This window comes from uncultured Umboniibacter sp. (assembly GCF_947497555.1).
Taxonomy (GTDB): Bacteria; Pseudomonadota; Gammaproteobacteria; order Pseudomonadales; family DSM-25080; genus Umboniibacter.
The window spans coordinates 195,823-211,707 of sequence record NZ_CANMGY010000001.1; the positions used below are offsets into that span (position 1 = coordinate 195,823).

Sequence of the window (15,885 nt, forward strand, 5' to 3'; positions counted from 1 at the left end):
CATCAAAGCGAAGCGTTGAATAGCTTAGACTGGATTCACAATAGCGCGAGTTCGCTCAATGATGTCAACGCCCTGCTGAAGTAGCCAGTAGGGAATATCAATTAACACCCAGTTTTCCTTGAGCTTATCGCCTTCACGACGATAGACGTCCACAACTCGCATATCGGCACTGACGTTGCCACCAGGAAGCCCCATAAAGCCACCTGTAGGTTGATTAGAAAGGTTCGGCCAGCCAAAGAAGCAGGCGTAATTACCCTCCGCAAAACGGCTAACGTGGCCATTAAATACCTTACCAGTAAGTCCTTCGCGGAAGGGATATTGGTGCTGCTCTTGGTAGCGTTCAATGGTGTAGGTTGCGCCAATGCCTGCTGGGCCATACCACGTCATATCCTGATGCCAAGTTCGCGCTAGGACTTCAGGAGGACAACGGTCGTTACCCGACATATTCAATGAGGATAAATCGTCAATCATTTGATTAAGAACCGCTAGTGTCTTAACCGCCTCTTCCGGCTGCTGAGCTCCGGCGATAATACCGTCGTGCGCTTGTGGTCCAGGGTAGACGAATGAGGCACCAGTTTGCGGGGGTAGTGGATTGATTCCGCATTGATGCATCACGCCAATGATGTCTATCCAGAGTCCCGTCTGTGTAATTTTGCCATTTTCCACGCAGTTAAACTCGGCGTAGCGAATGTTGATCATCTTGCGGGTAGGTCGGATACCCATCCACTCGCCATCCAATAAACCGGTAAAGTGGCCCATGCTCATTACCCAATTATCGCCAGCGATTTCACTCTCACCCGCCATAAAGACATCTTCCCTACGTTGCATTGCGGTCAGCGCCTTGAACAGTGGCTGCCAAACAATCTCCGCTACCGTGTCGCGGCAGCTTTGCTGGTTGTAAGGGTGAACGCCATAAAAGGTATAATCATCCGCAATATAGTCCTTCATAACGGCTGCAACGGTATTCTCGTCGGCGGCTGACATAGCATTGAAGTAAGCTTTTACAACTTCTTTATTATCTTGATGAACGGACATGGGGCTGCCTTACTCTTAAATTTGATTACCTGAATAACCGCAGTTTATCACCTAAAACCGCAAAATGTACTTCGAAGTCAAAATATTTTTAGCAGAATGCTAATGCCCTCAGTCTAGCACTATTTGTCGCCGAACTTGCACCAATCTACAGAACTGATAGCCTTGATTGAAATAGGGAGATAGTTCTATGAGCAATGGAGACTTAGCTACAGACTCCACGGTGAGCGATAAGCACGCTCATCACCGACATGATGTCAATGAAATCAAGCCGGCCGATCGTGAAACACGAGAGATTATTACGCCGTTTGCCTTCACCATGGAACCATCATTGGTGGGCATCCCGCTCGCCAGTCCTTTTCGGCGCGCTATTGCCATCGCGATTGATGCCATTATCATTGGTTTTACAACTCAGTTAGGCAGCGTTTTCATTGCTCTAATTGCGGCGGTCGCGGCATTCTTCAGCGTCTCGAAAAAGTACTTTCCAACCCAACGGCGTTGGTTGAGGGTGTTGCTCAAAATACTCTCAGGTATCGCGATCTTAACGACCTTCATCGGAGTTTTACTGAATTTCAGTGATCAGTCATTTTTTGACGCGGCCGGAGTGGATAGTTCGAATGTCACGAACGAAGAGCGTATCGCCCTTGAAAGTTATGTCGCGGCAACGAATCCGAGCTCCTGTGACACCCGTTGTGTTCGCGAGCAATTAGTCACGCTTCAAGAGACTCTTCGCACACAGGATGACAGCAAGGACATCTCCGAACTCACTGATGATGAAGTAGCCTTGCTTAGTGGGGTGTACCATATCATGAATGCAGCGTTGGAATCGGACGACGATTCGGCCAGCATCGCCGATGTAGTAGTCGATGCCAGCGAGAATGTCATCCAGGATAACGCCAACGCTACCATCATAGAGGGTGAGTTACCTTCGCCGGAAGAACCCGAAGAGGGTAGCTACAGCCTGCTAAAGTGGGCACAGGGCCTCCTCGAAGACCTTGGCCTAGGCTTCGGTTGGGCTGCTGTTTACTTCACGCTGTTTCCGGTACTTTGGAAAGGTCAGACGCCAGGTAAACGTTTACTAGGAATCCGAGTGCTAGCGCTCAGTGGTAACTATCTCAACATCTGGGATTCATTCGGTCGCTACGGTGGTTATGGTGCTGGTTTTGCTACCGGTCTACTTGGATTTTTTCAGGTTTATTGGGATCCGAACAGGCAGGCTATCCATGACAAGATTAGTGGTACCGTGGTCATTCGTGGGCGCCCTATTCATGACAGCGATACGATTGATTGAATGTTTACTCACTATGAATTCGTCATATCACGATACACAGCCAACTCATGAGATCGCAAAACGTTCAATTTTCGCCTATATTTGAAGAATAAGAAATCATTCGGAGCTGAGCGAACTCATGAATCTAAAACAACCTATATCCACCCTTAAAACTCAATCCCAATTTTCGTCTGGAGCAACCCGACTAACCCCTATATCCAAACGATATTGGCAGGCGATGGTCGCCGTAGCGTTGGTGTTTAGTATTTTGACGGGCTCACATCTGAGAGCTGCTAGCGATAATGCAATAATCCGGATTGAAGTTCGCTTAAGCGAGTTGACCGTTCAGGAATTACGGCAACTGAGTGCCTTTTGTGAGAGTCAAATAGCAAGTTCCGATCAATGTGAAAACATTGACGAACTATTCCGTTATAGTACAACCTCAGAGCTCTCAGAAGACTCCTCCGAAGATGAGATTCGTAACTACCTAGGACAGTGGCTTAATAGCGCTGATTTACGCACCTTAGAGCCCTGTGACTTTAGGTTAGAGCGACTCGATGACGGCTCTATTTCACTAATCACCGTCAATCGAGAGTAGTGCTGCTACAGCGCAGCACTCAACGCTTTAATATCATAATTCAGCGTTTTATCGTTCAGGGTGTAATCCACAGGAACGTCAATGAGATGAACCCCAGGTTGAATTAAGCATTGCTGCAACTGCTCTTGCAGCTGATTAGCGCTGCTAATTCTCCAACCATGGGCGCCATAACTCTCAGCGTACTTTACGAAATCAGGGTTGCCGTAATCCAAGCCAAAGTTGTTGAACTCCATATTGGATTGTTTCCACTTAATCATCCCGTAAGCATCATCTCTAAGAATCAGCACCACAATGTGTAAATTCAGTCGAACCGCAGTTTCCAGCTCCTGACTATTCATCATGAAACCGCCGTCTCCACAGACGGTGATGACGGCACGGTCGGGATAGACCATCTTCGCAGCCATGGCCGACGGTAATCCTGCACCCATTGTAGCGAGTGCATTATCTAGTAATAGTGTATTTCGTGCGGCTGCATAATAATTTCGTGCAAACCAAATCTTATACACACCGTTATCGAGCGTTACGATGCCATCTTTCGGCATCACTGCTCGCACATCTTTCACAAAACGTTCGGGGAGAATTGGAAATCGATCATCGCTAGCTGATTCGGCAGAGTGTTCTCTGCAAGCTTGTTGAATTCGATGAAATTCACTGAATTCCCAGTGCGTGGATGGTGTAATGATTTCCTTAATCTGCCAAATGCTATTGGCGATGTCTCCTATGACTTCAACCTGGGGAAAGTACACTGGATCAATGCCCGCAGGATCGAAATTCACATGAATTACTTGAGCGCCGTCAGGCTTCATGAAGAATGGTGGTTTCTCAACTACGTCGTGGCCCACGTTAATAATTAAATCTGCATGCGCTATCACTCGGTGAACAAAATCGTTGGCTGATAGCGCGGTATTCCCCATAAACAACGGATGCGTTTCATCTAGAACACCCTTACCCATCTGTGTCGTAATGAAGGGTATGCCAGTTTTTTCAACAAACTCACCCAACATTTTTGAAGTAAGTTTACGGTTCGCACCCGCACCAATAAGAATGAGAGGTCGTTGCGATTTTTGAATCATTGAGGTCGCCATATCGATGGCTTTGTTTTCGGCAATAGGGCGTCGTTTAACACTTGCTGGAATCACTACCGCATCGGTTTTCTCTGCGGCGATATCTTCAGGCAGTTCAATATGGACAGCTCCTGGTCGCTCATCTGAAGCTAACCGAAAAGCTTCTCTAACTACCGAAGGGATCCTATCTCCACTAACAATTTGACTTGTGAACTTCGTAATGGGACGCATCATGCCGCACACATCAATAACCTGAAACCGCCCTTGCTTGCTCGTCTTGATCGGTTTTTGACCGGTAATCATTAGAATTGGCATTGCGCCTAGCTGAGCATAAGCCGCTGGAGTCACTAAGTTGGTCGCACCAGGGCCTAAGGTAGAGAGACATACACCTGTCTTACCCGTAAGTCGTCCGTAGGTAGCAGCCATGAATCCAGCACCTTGTTCGTGACGGGTTAGAATCAATTTAATTGAGGAGGTTCGTAGAGACTCTAACAAATCGAGATTTTCTTCTCCGGGAATGCCGAATATATACTCAACTCCTTCTGCCTCTAATGCCTTGACAAACAAATCGGATGCTTTCATAACCTAATCCTCAATTAGTGGTTATCTAAACCTTAAACCCTAGCAACGATGGTTGCTAATATCTATTTTTTAGGTGCTGAATAGTTTTTCGCTATGATCTAAGTGAATGCCGCGACATGCTTTTACAGCACCGATAGCTGCACTCTGTAATCCCAGTTATGACAGCTCAACGGTGCTTTAAATTCCGTTTTGTGTTCGTTAATCATACCGTAGCCGGATATAAGTACTATTTTTTATACAATTACGTTTCATTTTTGCAGCAAACACACGTATAATGCCGCCCCTTGAATACTATCCGAACTACACTTGTTGTTCGGAGAAATTAGCTCTCGATGCCATCCCCCGCAAAGGCGCACGGGTTTCGTAGGCTAGAGCACTTTAACTTGAAGCAGAGTAACGACATGGCAGATCTATCACATTACAGAAACATTGGTATTTTCGCGCACGTCGATGCGGGTAAGACCACAACGACTGAACGTATCCTTAAGCTCACTGGTAAGATCCACAAGACCGGTGAAGTACACGACGGCGCAGCTACAACCGATTTCATGGACCAGGAGCAAGAGCGTGGTATTACCATTCAGTCTGCTGCGACGACATGTTACTGGAAGGATCACCGCCTAAACATCATCGATACCCCTGGGCACGTTGACTTCACTGTTGAAGTATATCGCTCACTAAAGGTTCTTGATGGTGGTGTTGGTGTTTTCTGTGGATCAGGTGGTGTAGAGCCACAATCTGAAACTAACTGGCGTTACGCTAACGAGTCGGAAGTTGCACGAATCATTTTCGTCAACAAGCTTGACCGCGTTGGTGCTGACTTCCTTCGTGTTGTTGACCAGGTGCGCAACGTGTTGGGCGCTAACCCACTCGTTATGACACTGCCAATTGGTCGCGAAGACGACTTCGTTGGTATTGTTGACCTACTATCTCGCACTGCATACAAGTGGGATGATTCAGGTCTTCCTGAGAATTTCGAAATCATCGACATCCCAGCTGATATGGTTGATGACGTTGATATGTACCGCGAACAGCTTATCGAAACAGCTGTTGAGCAGGACGACGACCTAATGATGGCTTACATGGAAGGCGAAGAGCCATCTATGGAAGATATCAAGCGTTGTATCCGTGAAGGTACTCGCAAGCTAGACTTCTTCCCAACTTACTGTGGTTCTGCCTTTAAGAACAAAGGTGTTCAGTTGGTTCTTGATGCGGTAGTTGACTACCTCCCAAGCCCTACTGAAGTTGACGCACAGCCGTTAACTGACGAAGAAGGTAACGACACTGGCGAAAAAGCGTTGGTTTCTGTTGATGAGCCACTTCGCGCACTAGCGTTTAAGATTATGGATGACCGTTTCGGCGCCCTAACCTTCGTGCGTATCTACTCAGGTAAGCTTGAGAAGGGTATGACTATTCTCAACTCGTTCACGGGTAAGACTGAGCGTATCGGCCGTATGGTTGAGATGCACGCAGATGAGCGTAACGAGCTAGATTCAGCACAAGCTGGTGACATTATCGCAATCGTTGGCATGAAGAACGTACAGACTGGTCACACGCTATGTGATCCTAAGCACCCTTGTACGCTTGAGCCTATGATCTTCCCTGAGCCAGTAATCTCGATTGCTGTTTCTCCGAAGGACAAAGCCGGTACTGAAAAGCTAGGTGTTGCACTAGGTAAGATGATCGCAGAAGATCCATCATTCCGTGTTGAAACTGACGAAGACAGTGGCGAGACTATCCTTAAGGGAATGGGTGAGCTTCACCTAGACATTAAGGTTGATATCTTGAAGCGTACTTTCGGTGTTGAGCTTGAAGTAGGGCAGCCTCAGGTTGCTTACCGTGAGACTATCACCATCCCAACTGAAGATTCATACACGCACAAGAAGCAGTCTGGTGGTTCTGGCCAATACGGTAAGATTGACTACCGCATCAAGCCTGGTGAGCCAGGTTCAGGCTTCACGTTCTCGTCGTCGGTTGTTGGCGGTAACGTTCCTAAGGAATTCTGGCCAGCCGTTGAGAAAGGCTTCAAGTCTATGATGGACGAAGGTGTTCTTGCAGGGTTCCCAGTTCTTGACGTTGAAGTTGAGCTTTACGACGGTGCATTCCACGCGGTCGATTCATCGGCAATTGCTTTTGAAATCGCAGCGAAAGGCGCATTCCGTCAGTCAATTCCTAAGGCCGGCGCTCAGTTAATTGAGCCGATCATGAAGGTTGATGTATTCACACCTGAAGATCATGTTGGTGATGTAATTGGTGACTTGAACCGTCGTCGTGGCATGATCAAAGATCAGGAGCCAGGTGCAACAGGCGTTCGTATTAAAGCAGACGTTCCTCTTTCGGAAATGTTCGGCTATATCGGACACCTACGTACTATCACTTCAGGCCGTGGTCAGTTCTCTATGGAGTTCTCTCACTACCTACCTTGCCCTCAGCAGGTTGCTGACAAGGTAATCGCTGAAGTTAAAGAGCGTAAAGCTGCTAAGTAAGCTTTAAACGCCGCGTAGCAAAACGCTTGCTACGGAAAAAAGCCGCAACATCGTAAGGTGTTTGCGGCTTTTTTATTTGTGCCTGCCGACCTTCCCTATATCGATCTATTACGCTCGCCTCCAATACCCTAGTACTGATATCATAAACGAACGCCAGGACCAAACGAGCCGGAAGCTCAACACCTTACGCGAGGCATAGTATGGCCATCGACATAGCACCCACTGTTCTCTACTCCGCTCAGATTGGAGTAGTGATGCTTGCTATCGCTCAACTTCTCAGTAAACCAAAGGGTACACAAACCACCTTTCTTATTGGACTGTTGGGTCTTCTCTTAATTCATATATTTGGTGAGCTTTACATCTACTCTGGCGCCTATCGCTTCGCCCCCTCAATAGCTGGGTTTCAGTTGCCTATTAGAATGATGTTGGGACCTGCTCTCTACTTCTACGCGTATATTGCTATGTCGGAACGACCCGAGATATCCGTAAAAAAATATCTCGCCGCACTACTCGGACCCCTCGTAATCATTATCGCAATGCTGCCCTTTGTGATCCTCATTAGTCCCGAGGAAAAACTCGCGCTGGCGAATCCGGCTACCCGCGACCCTGAATTATGGAAGATTGCCGTCTTCACCTGCCTTTTTTCCGCCGTAGCCTTCGTAGGCTTCACCTTCATCTATTTAGGCGCGGCACTTAGGCTCCATGCGAGGCACCGTCGGAAGCTGATGGACCGGTACGCGGAAATCGAACAGCGCTCTATGGATTGGTTCAAGGTAATTTTGATTCTCTGGGGGCTAGCTTGGCTGATGTACGCCGCGAAGTTCGCGAGCACCTTTGTGGGGATCAACTTACATGTCGTTGGCGCTGTACTGCCAGTAGTTGAAAGCCTTATTTTATTGCTATTTACCCATCTGGCTATCAAACAGACTGAGGTGCAACCTCTTAGTGAGAAGGAAACCGAATTACAGACGGAGAGAGTGTCGGTCCTCACCTCCGATCAAATGCAACAGATTGCAAACAGACTTTCCTCTTCAATGACTAGCGATAAACTCTTCACAGATGAGGAGCTTTCGCTTAATCGCCTGGCAAAGCATGTCGAGGTTAGTGAAAATTATATTTCCGAGACGCTTTCACAATGGTTGAACACGAACTTCTATCACTTCGTGAATAGCTATCGAGTAGAAGCCGCTAAACAAATGCTGATCTCCAGCGACAAACTCGTTTCCACTATCGCCTACGAAGTGGGCTTTAAGTCAAAATCTACTTTTAACTCAGCCTTTAAAAAGCTTGCAGGCACCACCCCGACGGCCTTTAAAAGCGAAACATAACAAGGTAATGATCAACGAAGCAGACTAATAAGTCCGAATGTGCCCATTCGGACGACAGTATCACCTCTCCCTCCGATAATGTGTCCATATCTTTCACATTTTAGGGGACCTTGTTTTGGATAACACATCGACAGGCATTTCGCTTAGCAACGTAGACAACAGCACGAATAGTCAGCAACCCAAAGACTCTAGCAGGCTTGCCAATCTAGGCCTTAAGTATTCCGCTTTGTTTTGGTTCCTCGCCATCATGGCCGGTCAGTGGCTCTTCTTCTACTACCTCATTTCCTTTTACGGTCTATCCGTTATCAATGACAACATGGAAATCTGGAACCGCTGGGAAGCGATGGGAAGCTCACCCTACAAGGCAGGTGATAGCACTGGTAATGCGATGTTTGCCGCTCACACCCTAGGCGCAGGGATTGTTGCTTTCGGTGGCGCATTGCAACTTATTCCAAAACTTCGCAGCATTGTGCCAACTTTCCACAAAGTTAATGGTTATATTTATTTAACCACAGTGATGTGCCTAGCGCTGTCGGGCTTTTATCTATCGTGGATACGCGAGGCCAGCCCCAACGCCATCTCCGCCATTGGCACTAGCATTAATGGCTTTCTGATTATTGGCTTCGCCTACCTGACGGTAAAGACTGCACGAATCAGAAGAATTCAACAACATCGCCGTTGGGCCATCAGACTATTCCTAGTAAGTAATGCTCAATGGTTTCTGCGTGTGGGAGTTTTCAGCTATCTAATAACCGGTACAGTTATGGGCACTGAACCAGCGTTTGGCGACCCGTTCTTCTCGGTTTGGACCTTCGCCTGCTTCCTACTACCCTTGTTAACCGCGGAACTCTATTTCTTCGCTAGCAGGAGCAGCAGCGCTAGCTTAAAGCTTATCACTAGCCTGTTTTTGATTGTCTTAACGATCTTAATGTTGATTGGTGTGTTTGGCCTCACACCCTTTCTGCTTCAGGTGATGAGCGGAGAGCCAATTGCCTTCTAACCCGATTATAGATAGATAGATAGATAGATAGATAGATAGATAGATAGGTAGATAGAGGAAACGCTTCGGGGCCATCCCATTAAGGTGGGCTCGCAGCTTCCTTGAGCAAACGATGAAATGTAATTCTAAAGTCAGTCAGACAAAACTAGCAGACATAAAAAAAGCACGCTAATGCGTGCTCTTTTATCAACAAAGGTCGATTAAGCTGCTGTTACGTTCTCAGCCTGTGGACCTTTCTGACCAGTTGTAACATCAAAAGTTACCGCTTGGCCTTCAGCTAAGGTTTTGAAACCTGTGCCGTTGATTGCAGAGTGGTGAACGAAAACGTCAGGACCAGACTCTTGCTGAATGAAACCGAAACCTTTAGTTTCGTCGAACCACTTAACTACGCCAGTTGTAGACATAATAATATTTCCTAAATGTAAAAATGTTTTCCCCTTTGGGGACGAATCGCTGAGTGTTGCCGATTCATTCATATCTTCGGGGATTTCACATCTAGGCTTTCGCTAAGAGGGGTCTTCTCGGAGGTACAATGAAACTTACAATGTTCAACAGCGACCACTATACAGCAGAATGCGGCGAATGCCAATAAGTTATCGTTAATATTTTATTTCGCCATGAACGGATTTAGGATCAAGCCCTGCAACCCAGAGAAACGGATGGGGGCGTCGAGCACTGCAAAGCAGATACAATCTTCTTCCATTCCCGCCACCGGCTGGTGTTCGGTAGTCTCGTTAGCGACGATGAAGTCACCTTCGTTGTAGCGACCCATTTCATCGGAAAACGAACCTTTCAATACTAAGGTAATTTCATTTCCACGGTGAGAATGCTGGGGCAACTTTGAGCCGGCTAAGATCTTGTAGAAGCGACCAACGTAGCGAGGGTCCCCTGTTTCAACATCAAAGGTTTGTACTGACTTGAACATACCCTTCCAGTTCAACTGATCAAGCCCCTGTGGGACGAGTCGCCAGAGTGGCTTCGGTAAACCTGGCACGGTTGCGGGATCAGCTTCGACATCTCTAACTTGATCCAGAGACGCCATCATTCGATCAAAAAGCTCAGGGCTAACTTGTTCTCCCGAACTCTCCACTACCATTTCTGCCGCTAAAGACTCGTACTGTTTATACGTCTTACAGCAGCTCTCACACATATCGATGTGACACGCCACGATGAGACCCAGTGAATCGGTAAGGAGTCCACTTGCATGCTTTAGAAGCACTTCGTTCGACGGATGATGATTCATACTAATTTACACTCATAAAGTTCTCGAACTTCTTCATCGCCAATCGCAACCTACTTTTCACGGTGCCGAGAGGGACGTCAAGGTCGAGCGCAATCTCACTCTGTGATTTTGCTTCGAAAAACGTTTTGTATACCACCTGACGCTGTTCGATAGTTAGGTGGTCAAGAAGCTTACGTACCGTGGCTAAATTTAGATCACTATCTGGATCTATTTCAGCACTCTCGTCCGGGAGGTCCGGCCACAGCTCACTACTCGTCATGGGCTGCCGGCCTTGCTTGCGGAGCCAATCGATCTTTTTATTACGAGCAATCGTGTAAATCCAAGTCGTAGCAGAGGCTTTCGAGCTATTGAATTGCGAGGCTCTGTCCCACACGGTGAACAGTGATTCTTGAATAATTTCCTCGGCATTCTCGGAGGAAAGACCACCCTTTCGGAGAAACGCCTTGAGCTTTGGGGCGATATTGTTGAACAGCTGGGAAAAGGCCTGACGATCTCGATCGTTGGCAATACGTGTCATCAGCTCGTTTAGATTAGGTTCCATTGAACATACCACAGTTGTCAAGCCAATACAGTAATGGATTCATAAACGGTGGTAAAGCTCGACAATTACGTAAACGCAAAAGGTTGTAATGTGATCCACACTTGTGCAGCGCTCGTAATGCGTCTAAGTCAAATAAAGGATGGTCACGTTATGGATCAAATCATCGAACAGGAGTCCTCTTCAGCGGCCATGTCGCAGACTGGTGTCAACCTGCTTGAAAGAGATCTTTCAAGTTGTTCAGCCCCAGTTAAAGCGGTTTGCGAACTGTTTGCAAACTTGACTTCGCAACAGGTCACGAAAGCAAATTTTTCGCGGGCTTACCGCTCCGATATCGTGTTCACAGACCCGCTGCACGTCATCAACGGCTTAGATGAATTAGTTAATTACAGTGAAAGCCTCTACACCAACGTAGAAAGTTGCCGCTTCGAGTTTGAAAGGATCTTAGAACGCCAGGGTGAGGCTACACTGATCTGGAAGATGCATTTAGTCCACCCGAAGCTCAACGGTGGCAAGCTCGTTTTGGTACCGGGGGTCACCCACGTCCTATTCGAAGATAGAATTTACTACCATCGGGACTATTTTGATGCCGGCGCGATGCTTTATGAACAACTCCCGGTCCTGAAGCAGGTTATTGGTTGGCTAAAGGCTCGACTTAAATGAATCATCGTTATACTAGCGCTTGGGTTACGGGCGGTTCCAAGGGAATCGGCAGATCTCTGGTTGAAGCGCTAAGCAGTCAAAGCAATCAGGTCTTCGTGTCAGCTCGCCAGTCCCAAGAACTGCAAGATGCAACCGCCGAAGACCATGTTCACTCTGTCCCCTTCGACGCCACCGACCAGCAAACTATCGTTGCTGCACAGCGTAGAGTCGCTCAGCAAACCGACTCGCTAGACCTCTTGGTAGTTAATGCTGGAATCTGCGAGTACTTTGACTCTCACAGCCTATCTAGCGAAGTTGCGGAACGTGTGATGCAAGTCAACTACATCGCCTCCGTGCAACTTATCGAAGCAGCGTTGCCGCTTCTTCGAGCTGCCGTGCGAAGAGGAAGAAAACCGGTGATTAGCGTAATCTCCAGCAGCATCGTCTTCTTACCTCTGCCAAAATCCGCAGCCTATGCCGCCTCAAAAGCCGCACTCACTCAATTTTGTGAGGCGTTAAGATACGATCTGGCGAATGAGGGCATCGAACTACAGTTAGTTTTCCCAGGCTTTGTTGAAACGCCACTCACTGATAAAAATGATTTTGATATGCCTTTCAGAATTACCAGTCAGGACGCGGCACGACGAATACTGAGAGGGCTTGTGAAAGGTACCGCCAACCTCCAATTCCCGAAGCGTTTTACCTTTTGGCTAGTAATTATTGATAGTTTGCCCGCCGCACTAAAAAGCTGGCTACTACGCAAGATGTCACCGATAAAAAATTTAAAAAGAGACGACCATGACGAGCAAACTTAAAATCGCCGTAATCGGCGGTGGTATTTCCGGCCTAACCGCAGCACATCTATTATCAGAAAAACATACCGTCAGCCTCTTCGAAGCCGGCGATTATCTTGGCGGTCATACTAACACTGAAGATGTGACAATAGACGGCAAGCGCTATGCGGTGAACACCGGCTTCATTGTGTTTAATGACTGGACCTACCCCAATTTTATTAAGCTGATGGATAGCTTGGATGTTCAATCGGAAGACTCCGATATGAGCTTTTCGGTTCATTGCGAGAACTCCGGCCTCGAATATGCCGGAACCAACATCGCTACGCTGTTCGCCCAAAAGCGCAACCTGTTCAAGCCAAGCTATTGGAAGATGTTGTTGGATATCATTAAGTTCAATAAACAGGCAAAGCTCCTCCTCGAGGCGAATGAGGTCCCCAACGTTACGCTTGGCGAATATATCGACAGCGAAGGGTTTGGGAGGCTATTTCGAGACAAGTACATCATCCCCATGGGGGCGGCTATTTGGTCAGCCTCAGAAGAGGTGATGCTCTCGTTCCCGTTACCGTTCTTTTTAAAGTTTTTTAACAATCACGGTTTACTCAACGTTGAAAACAGGCCGCAGTGGCGGGTGATTAGTGGCGGTTCGCGAAGTTATGTGAAACCCTTAAGCCAGAGATTTTCAGAGCGTGCGGTCACCAACCGCCCCGTGGAATCTGTCACTAGATCAGCGAATGGTGTGCGGATAAATTTTGCCGATGGCGAGCTGGCTCAATTTGATGAAGTGGTCTTCGCCTGTCACAGCGATCAGGCTTTAGCGCTACTAACTGACAGCACGGAGCATGAGAAAGAGATCCTAGGCGCCATCCCCTACCAGCATAACGACGTGGTACTGCATACGGATAAGCGCTTAATGCCAAAACGTCGTGCCGCCTGGGCATCTTGGAATTATCACATTCCGCAGCGCCTGACCGACCAAGCTACGGTCACCTATCACATGAATCGACTCCAAAACTTCGATGATTGCCCTGAAGAGTTGCTAGTCACTTTGAACCGCAGCCAAGATATAGATCCAAGCAAGATCATTAAGTCGTTCAGCTACGCCCACCCTGTTTTCAGTGGTGACGGTGAAATCGCTCAGGGGCGATGGAAAGAAATCAGTGGCCACAACCGAAGTCACTTTTGTGGCGCCTATTGGCGCAATGGTTTCCACGAAGACGGCGTTTTCAGTGCAGTGCGTGTAGCGGAACATTTTGGAATCAGCCTTTGAGTATGCGTTCTGCCATTTATCGGGGAGTTGTGGTGCACACCCGTCACTCTCCCCGCTACCATAGCTTTAATTATCATACTCACATGCTCTACCTTGATCTGGACGAGCTCGAGCAGCTCTCCCGATCAATTACACTATTCAGCGTGAACCGCTTCAATCTGATCGGTTTCCATCGTAAGGATTATCTGCAATCCTACCATGATGATTTAAAAGCAGATGTTATTGAAACCATTCTTCAGGACGAACTAGGGCAGGGGTTGGTGACCGATAGGCCAATCACCCGGGTTAGCCTTTTAACGCAACCAAGATACTTTGGCCTAAGTTTTAATCCACTAAGTCTTTTCTATTGCTATGACGACGCTGAGGAATTAGTTTGTATCGTTGGCGAAGTCCACAATACTCCATGGAACCAACGCCATCGCTATATTATCCCGTGCCTTCCCGGTAAAGAGTGGCAGTACCAACACGCGAAGGACTTCCATGTCTCGCCATTCAACCCAATGAACCTTAATTATCATTGGACATTGTCGTTGGTAGACGAACACCTAAAGGTGGTGATTGACGCGCGAGTTCAACAGCAAGAGGAAGAGCGACACTTCGTTGCTGCGATGCGTTTAAGCCGTACTTCGGTAAACCGTATGCCCTCCCTACTAATCCGCTACCCACTAAGCGCCGTAACAACTGTTATTAGAATTTACGGCCAGGCTTTAAAGCTGTGGCTAAAGAAAGTCCCATTTTACAGTCACCCAGAATCGTGATAAGAATCAGGACTATACTGATCGAGAACGTTAGGCAAGGAATAAGAAATGAAAGCTGCTACTCGCAATGCTGACCAAGCAAACCCCCTAAAATTAACTTGGGCTCAGCGATTGATATTTAATAACCTCAGTTCACTTACCGGCGCTCACCTCACCATTCTCGATAATGGCAACACCCGCAACTTCGGCGACCCACACAGCAGCCTCAAAGCAGTGATTAAAGTGAATCACGCTCGCTTCTACTCGGATCTTGTCCTCGGCGGAACCATTGGTGCTGGCGAATCATTCATGGCCGGTGACTGGGAAACACCTGATCTCACCGCGGTGATTCAAATCATGGCGAAAAATATGGGAGTTACCTCGAAGTTCGATGCAGGTTTAGCTAAGCTCATCAAACCGCTAAATAAATTTTATCACTGGCGCAATCGAAATTCAGAGCGTCAGGCGAGAAACAATATCGCTCGACACTACGATCTAGGGAACGACTTCTTCAAAACCTTCCTCGATCCTACTATGTCCTACTCGGCAGCGCCGTTCGCAAAGGGCGAGAGCACCATGGAACAGGCTTCGCTAGCGAAATTCGCCGCCATGGCAGAGCAACTAGAGCTCAAAGCAGAAGACTCTCTGGTAGAAATCGGCACTGGGTGGGGAGGGTTTGCCATCTATGCCGCCGAAAAGATTGGCTGCCATGTGACGACGACCACCATTTCAGAAGAGCAGCATGCGTACACCAAAGCACTCATAGAAGAACGTGGTTTGGCTGAGAAAATTACCCTCTTGAAAGATGATTACCGAGCGTTACACGGTAGGTTCGATAAGCTAGCTTCCATTGAAATGATTGAGGCGGTTGGCTGGCAATATCTTGACACATACTTCGGCACGCTGAAGCGTCTGCTAAAGCCGGGCGGCAAGGCAGTCATTCAGGCAATCACTATTCCCGAGGATCGTTATGAATCGGCTAAGAATGATGTCGACTTCATCCAGAAATACATCTTTCCAGGTGGTTTTTTGCCTTCCGTCTCGGCTATTTCAACTCACGCGGGGAGTCAAGGTCTCTACTTAAGTAATTACTATGACTTCGGTTTAGGTTATGCCGAAACGCTCGCCTGCTGGCGAAAGCGCTTTGAGGAGAATCTATCACTAATTAAGTCCCAAGGGCTGTCCGATACGTTCATTAACATGTGGCGTTTCTACTTGAGTTACTGCGAGGGCGGATTCCGCGAACAGAAGATTGGCGTCGGCCACTTCACTTTTACTAATTAAACCTAAGGCGTCGATACCAA

General features: G+C 47.6%; 15 protein-coding genes. 10 read left to right on the forward strand and 5 right to left on the reverse strand.

Annotation, left to right across the window (positions count from 1 at the left end):
- Positions 1 to 24: 24 nt before the first annotated feature.
- On the reverse strand, positions 25 to 1,035 hold the full coding sequence (locus Q0698_RS00825) for an ester cyclase (protein WP_298632785.1): 1,011 nt from the start codon (positions 1,033 to 1,035) through the stop codon (positions 25 to 27).
- A gap of 187 nt (positions 1,036 to 1,222) precedes the next feature.
- Here Q0698_RS00825 and Q0698_RS00830 point away from each other — a divergent pair, with 187 nt between their 5' ends.
- Positions 1,223 to 2,323: an RDD family protein gene (locus tag Q0698_RS00830; RefSeq protein ID WP_298632787.1), complete on the forward strand. Its 1,101-nt coding sequence runs from the start codon at positions 1,223 to 1,225 to the stop codon at positions 2,321 to 2,323.
- A gap of 118 nt (positions 2,324 to 2,441) precedes the next feature.
- Positions 2,442 to 2,900 carry a hypothetical protein gene (locus Q0698_RS00835; protein ID WP_298632789.1) on the forward strand — a complete coding sequence of 153 codons (459 nt, stop codon included), beginning with the start codon at positions 2,442 to 2,444 and terminating at the stop codon, positions 2,898 to 2,900.
- A 5-nt stretch (positions 2,901 to 2,905) separates the two neighbouring features.
- Here Q0698_RS00835 and Q0698_RS00840 read toward each other — a convergent pair whose 3' ends face one another.
- Positions 2,906 to 4,546, reverse strand: coding sequence for an acetolactate synthase large subunit (locus Q0698_RS00840; RefSeq protein WP_298632790.1), 1,641 nt, complete (start codon positions 4,544 to 4,546; stop codon positions 2,906 to 2,908).
- A gap of 401 nt (positions 4,547 to 4,947) precedes the next feature.
- On the opposite strand from Q0698_RS00840, the gene fusA reads away from it, so the two are divergent.
- The 3 genes from fusA (at position 4,948) to Q0698_RS00855 (ending at position 9,360) form a co-directional block, all read left to right on the forward strand.
- Entirely contained in the window at positions 4,948 to 7,032 is a 2,085-nt protein-coding gene (gene fusA / locus Q0698_RS00845) for an elongation factor G (RefSeq protein ID WP_298632792.1), read from the forward strand.
- A 200-nt stretch (positions 7,033 to 7,232) separates the two neighbouring features.
- Positions 7,233 to 8,360 (forward strand): helix-turn-helix transcriptional regulator, encoded by a 1,128-nt coding sequence (locus Q0698_RS00850; RefSeq protein WP_298632794.1) that lies wholly within the window; start codon positions 7,233 to 7,235, stop codon positions 8,358 to 8,360.
- Positions 8,361 to 8,475: 115 nt separating this feature from the next.
- A complete protein-coding gene (locus Q0698_RS00855; RefSeq protein WP_298632796.1) occupies positions 8,476 to 9,360 on the forward strand; it encodes a DUF2306 domain-containing protein in 885 nt (294 codons plus the stop codon).
- A gap of 200 nt (positions 9,361 to 9,560) precedes the next feature.
- Here the strand turns inward: Q0698_RS00855 and Q0698_RS00860 are convergent, their stop codons facing one another.
- The 3 genes from Q0698_RS00860 to Q0698_RS00870 form a co-directional block, all read right to left on the reverse strand.
- On the reverse strand, positions 9,561 to 9,767 hold the full coding sequence (locus Q0698_RS00860; RefSeq protein WP_281269006.1) for a cold-shock protein: 207 nt from the start codon (positions 9,765 to 9,767) through the stop codon (positions 9,561 to 9,563).
- A gap of 200 nt (positions 9,768 to 9,967) precedes the next feature.
- Complete coding sequence (locus tag Q0698_RS00865; RefSeq protein WP_298632797.1) at positions 9,968 to 10,603, reverse strand: ChrR family anti-sigma-E factor; 636 nt, start codon at positions 10,601 to 10,603, stop codon at positions 9,968 to 9,970.
- 1 nt (position 10,604) lies between these two features.
- On the reverse strand, positions 10,605 to 11,144 hold the full coding sequence (locus Q0698_RS00870; RefSeq protein ID WP_298632798.1) for a sigma-70 family RNA polymerase sigma factor: 540 nt from the start codon (positions 11,142 to 11,144) through the stop codon (positions 10,605 to 10,607).
- 150 nt (positions 11,145 to 11,294) lie between these two features.
- On the opposite strand from Q0698_RS00870, the gene Q0698_RS00875 reads away from it, so the two are divergent.
- Genes Q0698_RS00875 through Q0698_RS00895 form a run of 5 tightly spaced genes read left to right on the forward strand, consistent with a single transcriptional unit; the run spans position 11,295 to position 15,865 of the window.
- Positions 11,295 to 11,804 carry a nuclear transport factor 2 family protein gene (locus tag Q0698_RS00875; protein WP_298632800.1) on the forward strand — a complete coding sequence of 170 codons (510 nt, stop codon included), beginning with the start codon at positions 11,295 to 11,297 and terminating at the stop codon, positions 11,802 to 11,804.
- Positions 11,801 to 12,598: an SDR family NAD(P)-dependent oxidoreductase gene (locus Q0698_RS00880; RefSeq protein ID WP_298632802.1), complete on the forward strand. Its 798-nt coding sequence runs from the start codon at positions 11,801 to 11,803 to the stop codon at positions 12,596 to 12,598. The genes Q0698_RS00875 and Q0698_RS00880 overlap by 4 nt, the downstream gene beginning before the upstream one ends.
- Positions 12,582 to 13,844 (forward strand): FAD-dependent oxidoreductase, encoded by a 1,263-nt coding sequence (locus Q0698_RS00885; RefSeq protein ID WP_298632804.1) that lies wholly within the window; start codon positions 12,582 to 12,584, stop codon positions 13,842 to 13,844. Before Q0698_RS00880 ends, Q0698_RS00885 begins: the two co-directional genes overlap by 17 nt.
- 2 nt (positions 13,845 to 13,846) lie before the next feature.
- Positions 13,847 to 14,602, forward strand: coding sequence for a DUF1365 domain-containing protein (locus Q0698_RS00890; protein ID WP_298632806.1), 756 nt, complete (start codon positions 13,847 to 13,849; stop codon positions 14,600 to 14,602).
- 48 nt (positions 14,603 to 14,650) lie between these two features.
- On the forward strand, positions 14,651 to 15,865 hold the full coding sequence (locus Q0698_RS00895; RefSeq protein WP_298632808.1) for a cyclopropane-fatty-acyl-phospholipid synthase family protein: 1,215 nt from the start codon (positions 14,651 to 14,653) through the stop codon (positions 15,863 to 15,865).
- Positions 15,866 to 15,885 lie beyond the last annotated feature (20 nt).

Bases quoted from the DNA above. Each gene is read 5' to 3' on its own strand.
- fusA (WP_298632792.1), top strand. From the start codon at position 4,948: ATGGCAGATCTATCACATTACAGAAACATTGGTATTTTCGCGCACGTC.
- Q0698_RS00865 (WP_298632797.1), bottom strand. From the start codon at position 10,603: ATGAATCATCATCCGTCGAACGAAGTGCTTCTAAAGCATGCAAGTGGA.
- Q0698_RS00885 (WP_298632804.1), top strand. From the start codon at position 12,582: ATGACGAGCAAACTTAAAATCGCCGTAATCGGCGGTGGTATTTCCGGC.
- Q0698_RS00825 (WP_298632785.1), bottom strand. From the start codon at position 1,035: ATGTCCGTTCATCAAGATAATAAAGAAGTTGTAAAAGCTTACTTCAAT.
- Q0698_RS00835 (WP_298632789.1), top strand. From the start codon at position 2,442: ATGAATCTAAAACAACCTATATCCACCCTTAAAACTCAATCCCAATTT.
- Q0698_RS00875 (WP_298632800.1), top strand. From the start codon at position 11,295: ATGGATCAAATCATCGAACAGGAGTCCTCTTCAGCGGCCATGTCGCAG.
- Q0698_RS00850 (WP_298632794.1), top strand. From the start codon at position 7,233: ATGGCCATCGACATAGCACCCACTGTTCTCTACTCCGCTCAGATTGGA.
- Q0698_RS00830 (WP_298632787.1), top strand. From the start codon at position 1,223: ATGAGCAATGGAGACTTAGCTACAGACTCCACGGTGAGCGATAAGCAC.
- Q0698_RS00870 (WP_298632798.1), bottom strand. From the start codon at position 11,144: ATGGAACCTAATCTAAACGAGCTGATGACACGTATTGCCAACGATCGA.
- Q0698_RS00880 (WP_298632802.1), top strand. From the start codon at position 11,801: ATGAATCATCGTTATACTAGCGCTTGGGTTACGGGCGGTTCCAAGGGA.
- Q0698_RS00890 (WP_298632806.1), top strand. From the start codon at position 13,847: ATGCGTTCTGCCATTTATCGGGGAGTTGTGGTGCACACCCGTCACTCT.
- Q0698_RS00840 (WP_298632790.1), bottom strand. From the start codon at position 4,546: ATGAAAGCATCCGATTTGTTTGTCAAGGCATTAGAGGCAGAAGGAGTT.
- Q0698_RS00895 (WP_298632808.1), top strand. From the start codon at position 14,651: ATGAAAGCTGCTACTCGCAATGCTGACCAAGCAAACCCCCTAAAATTA.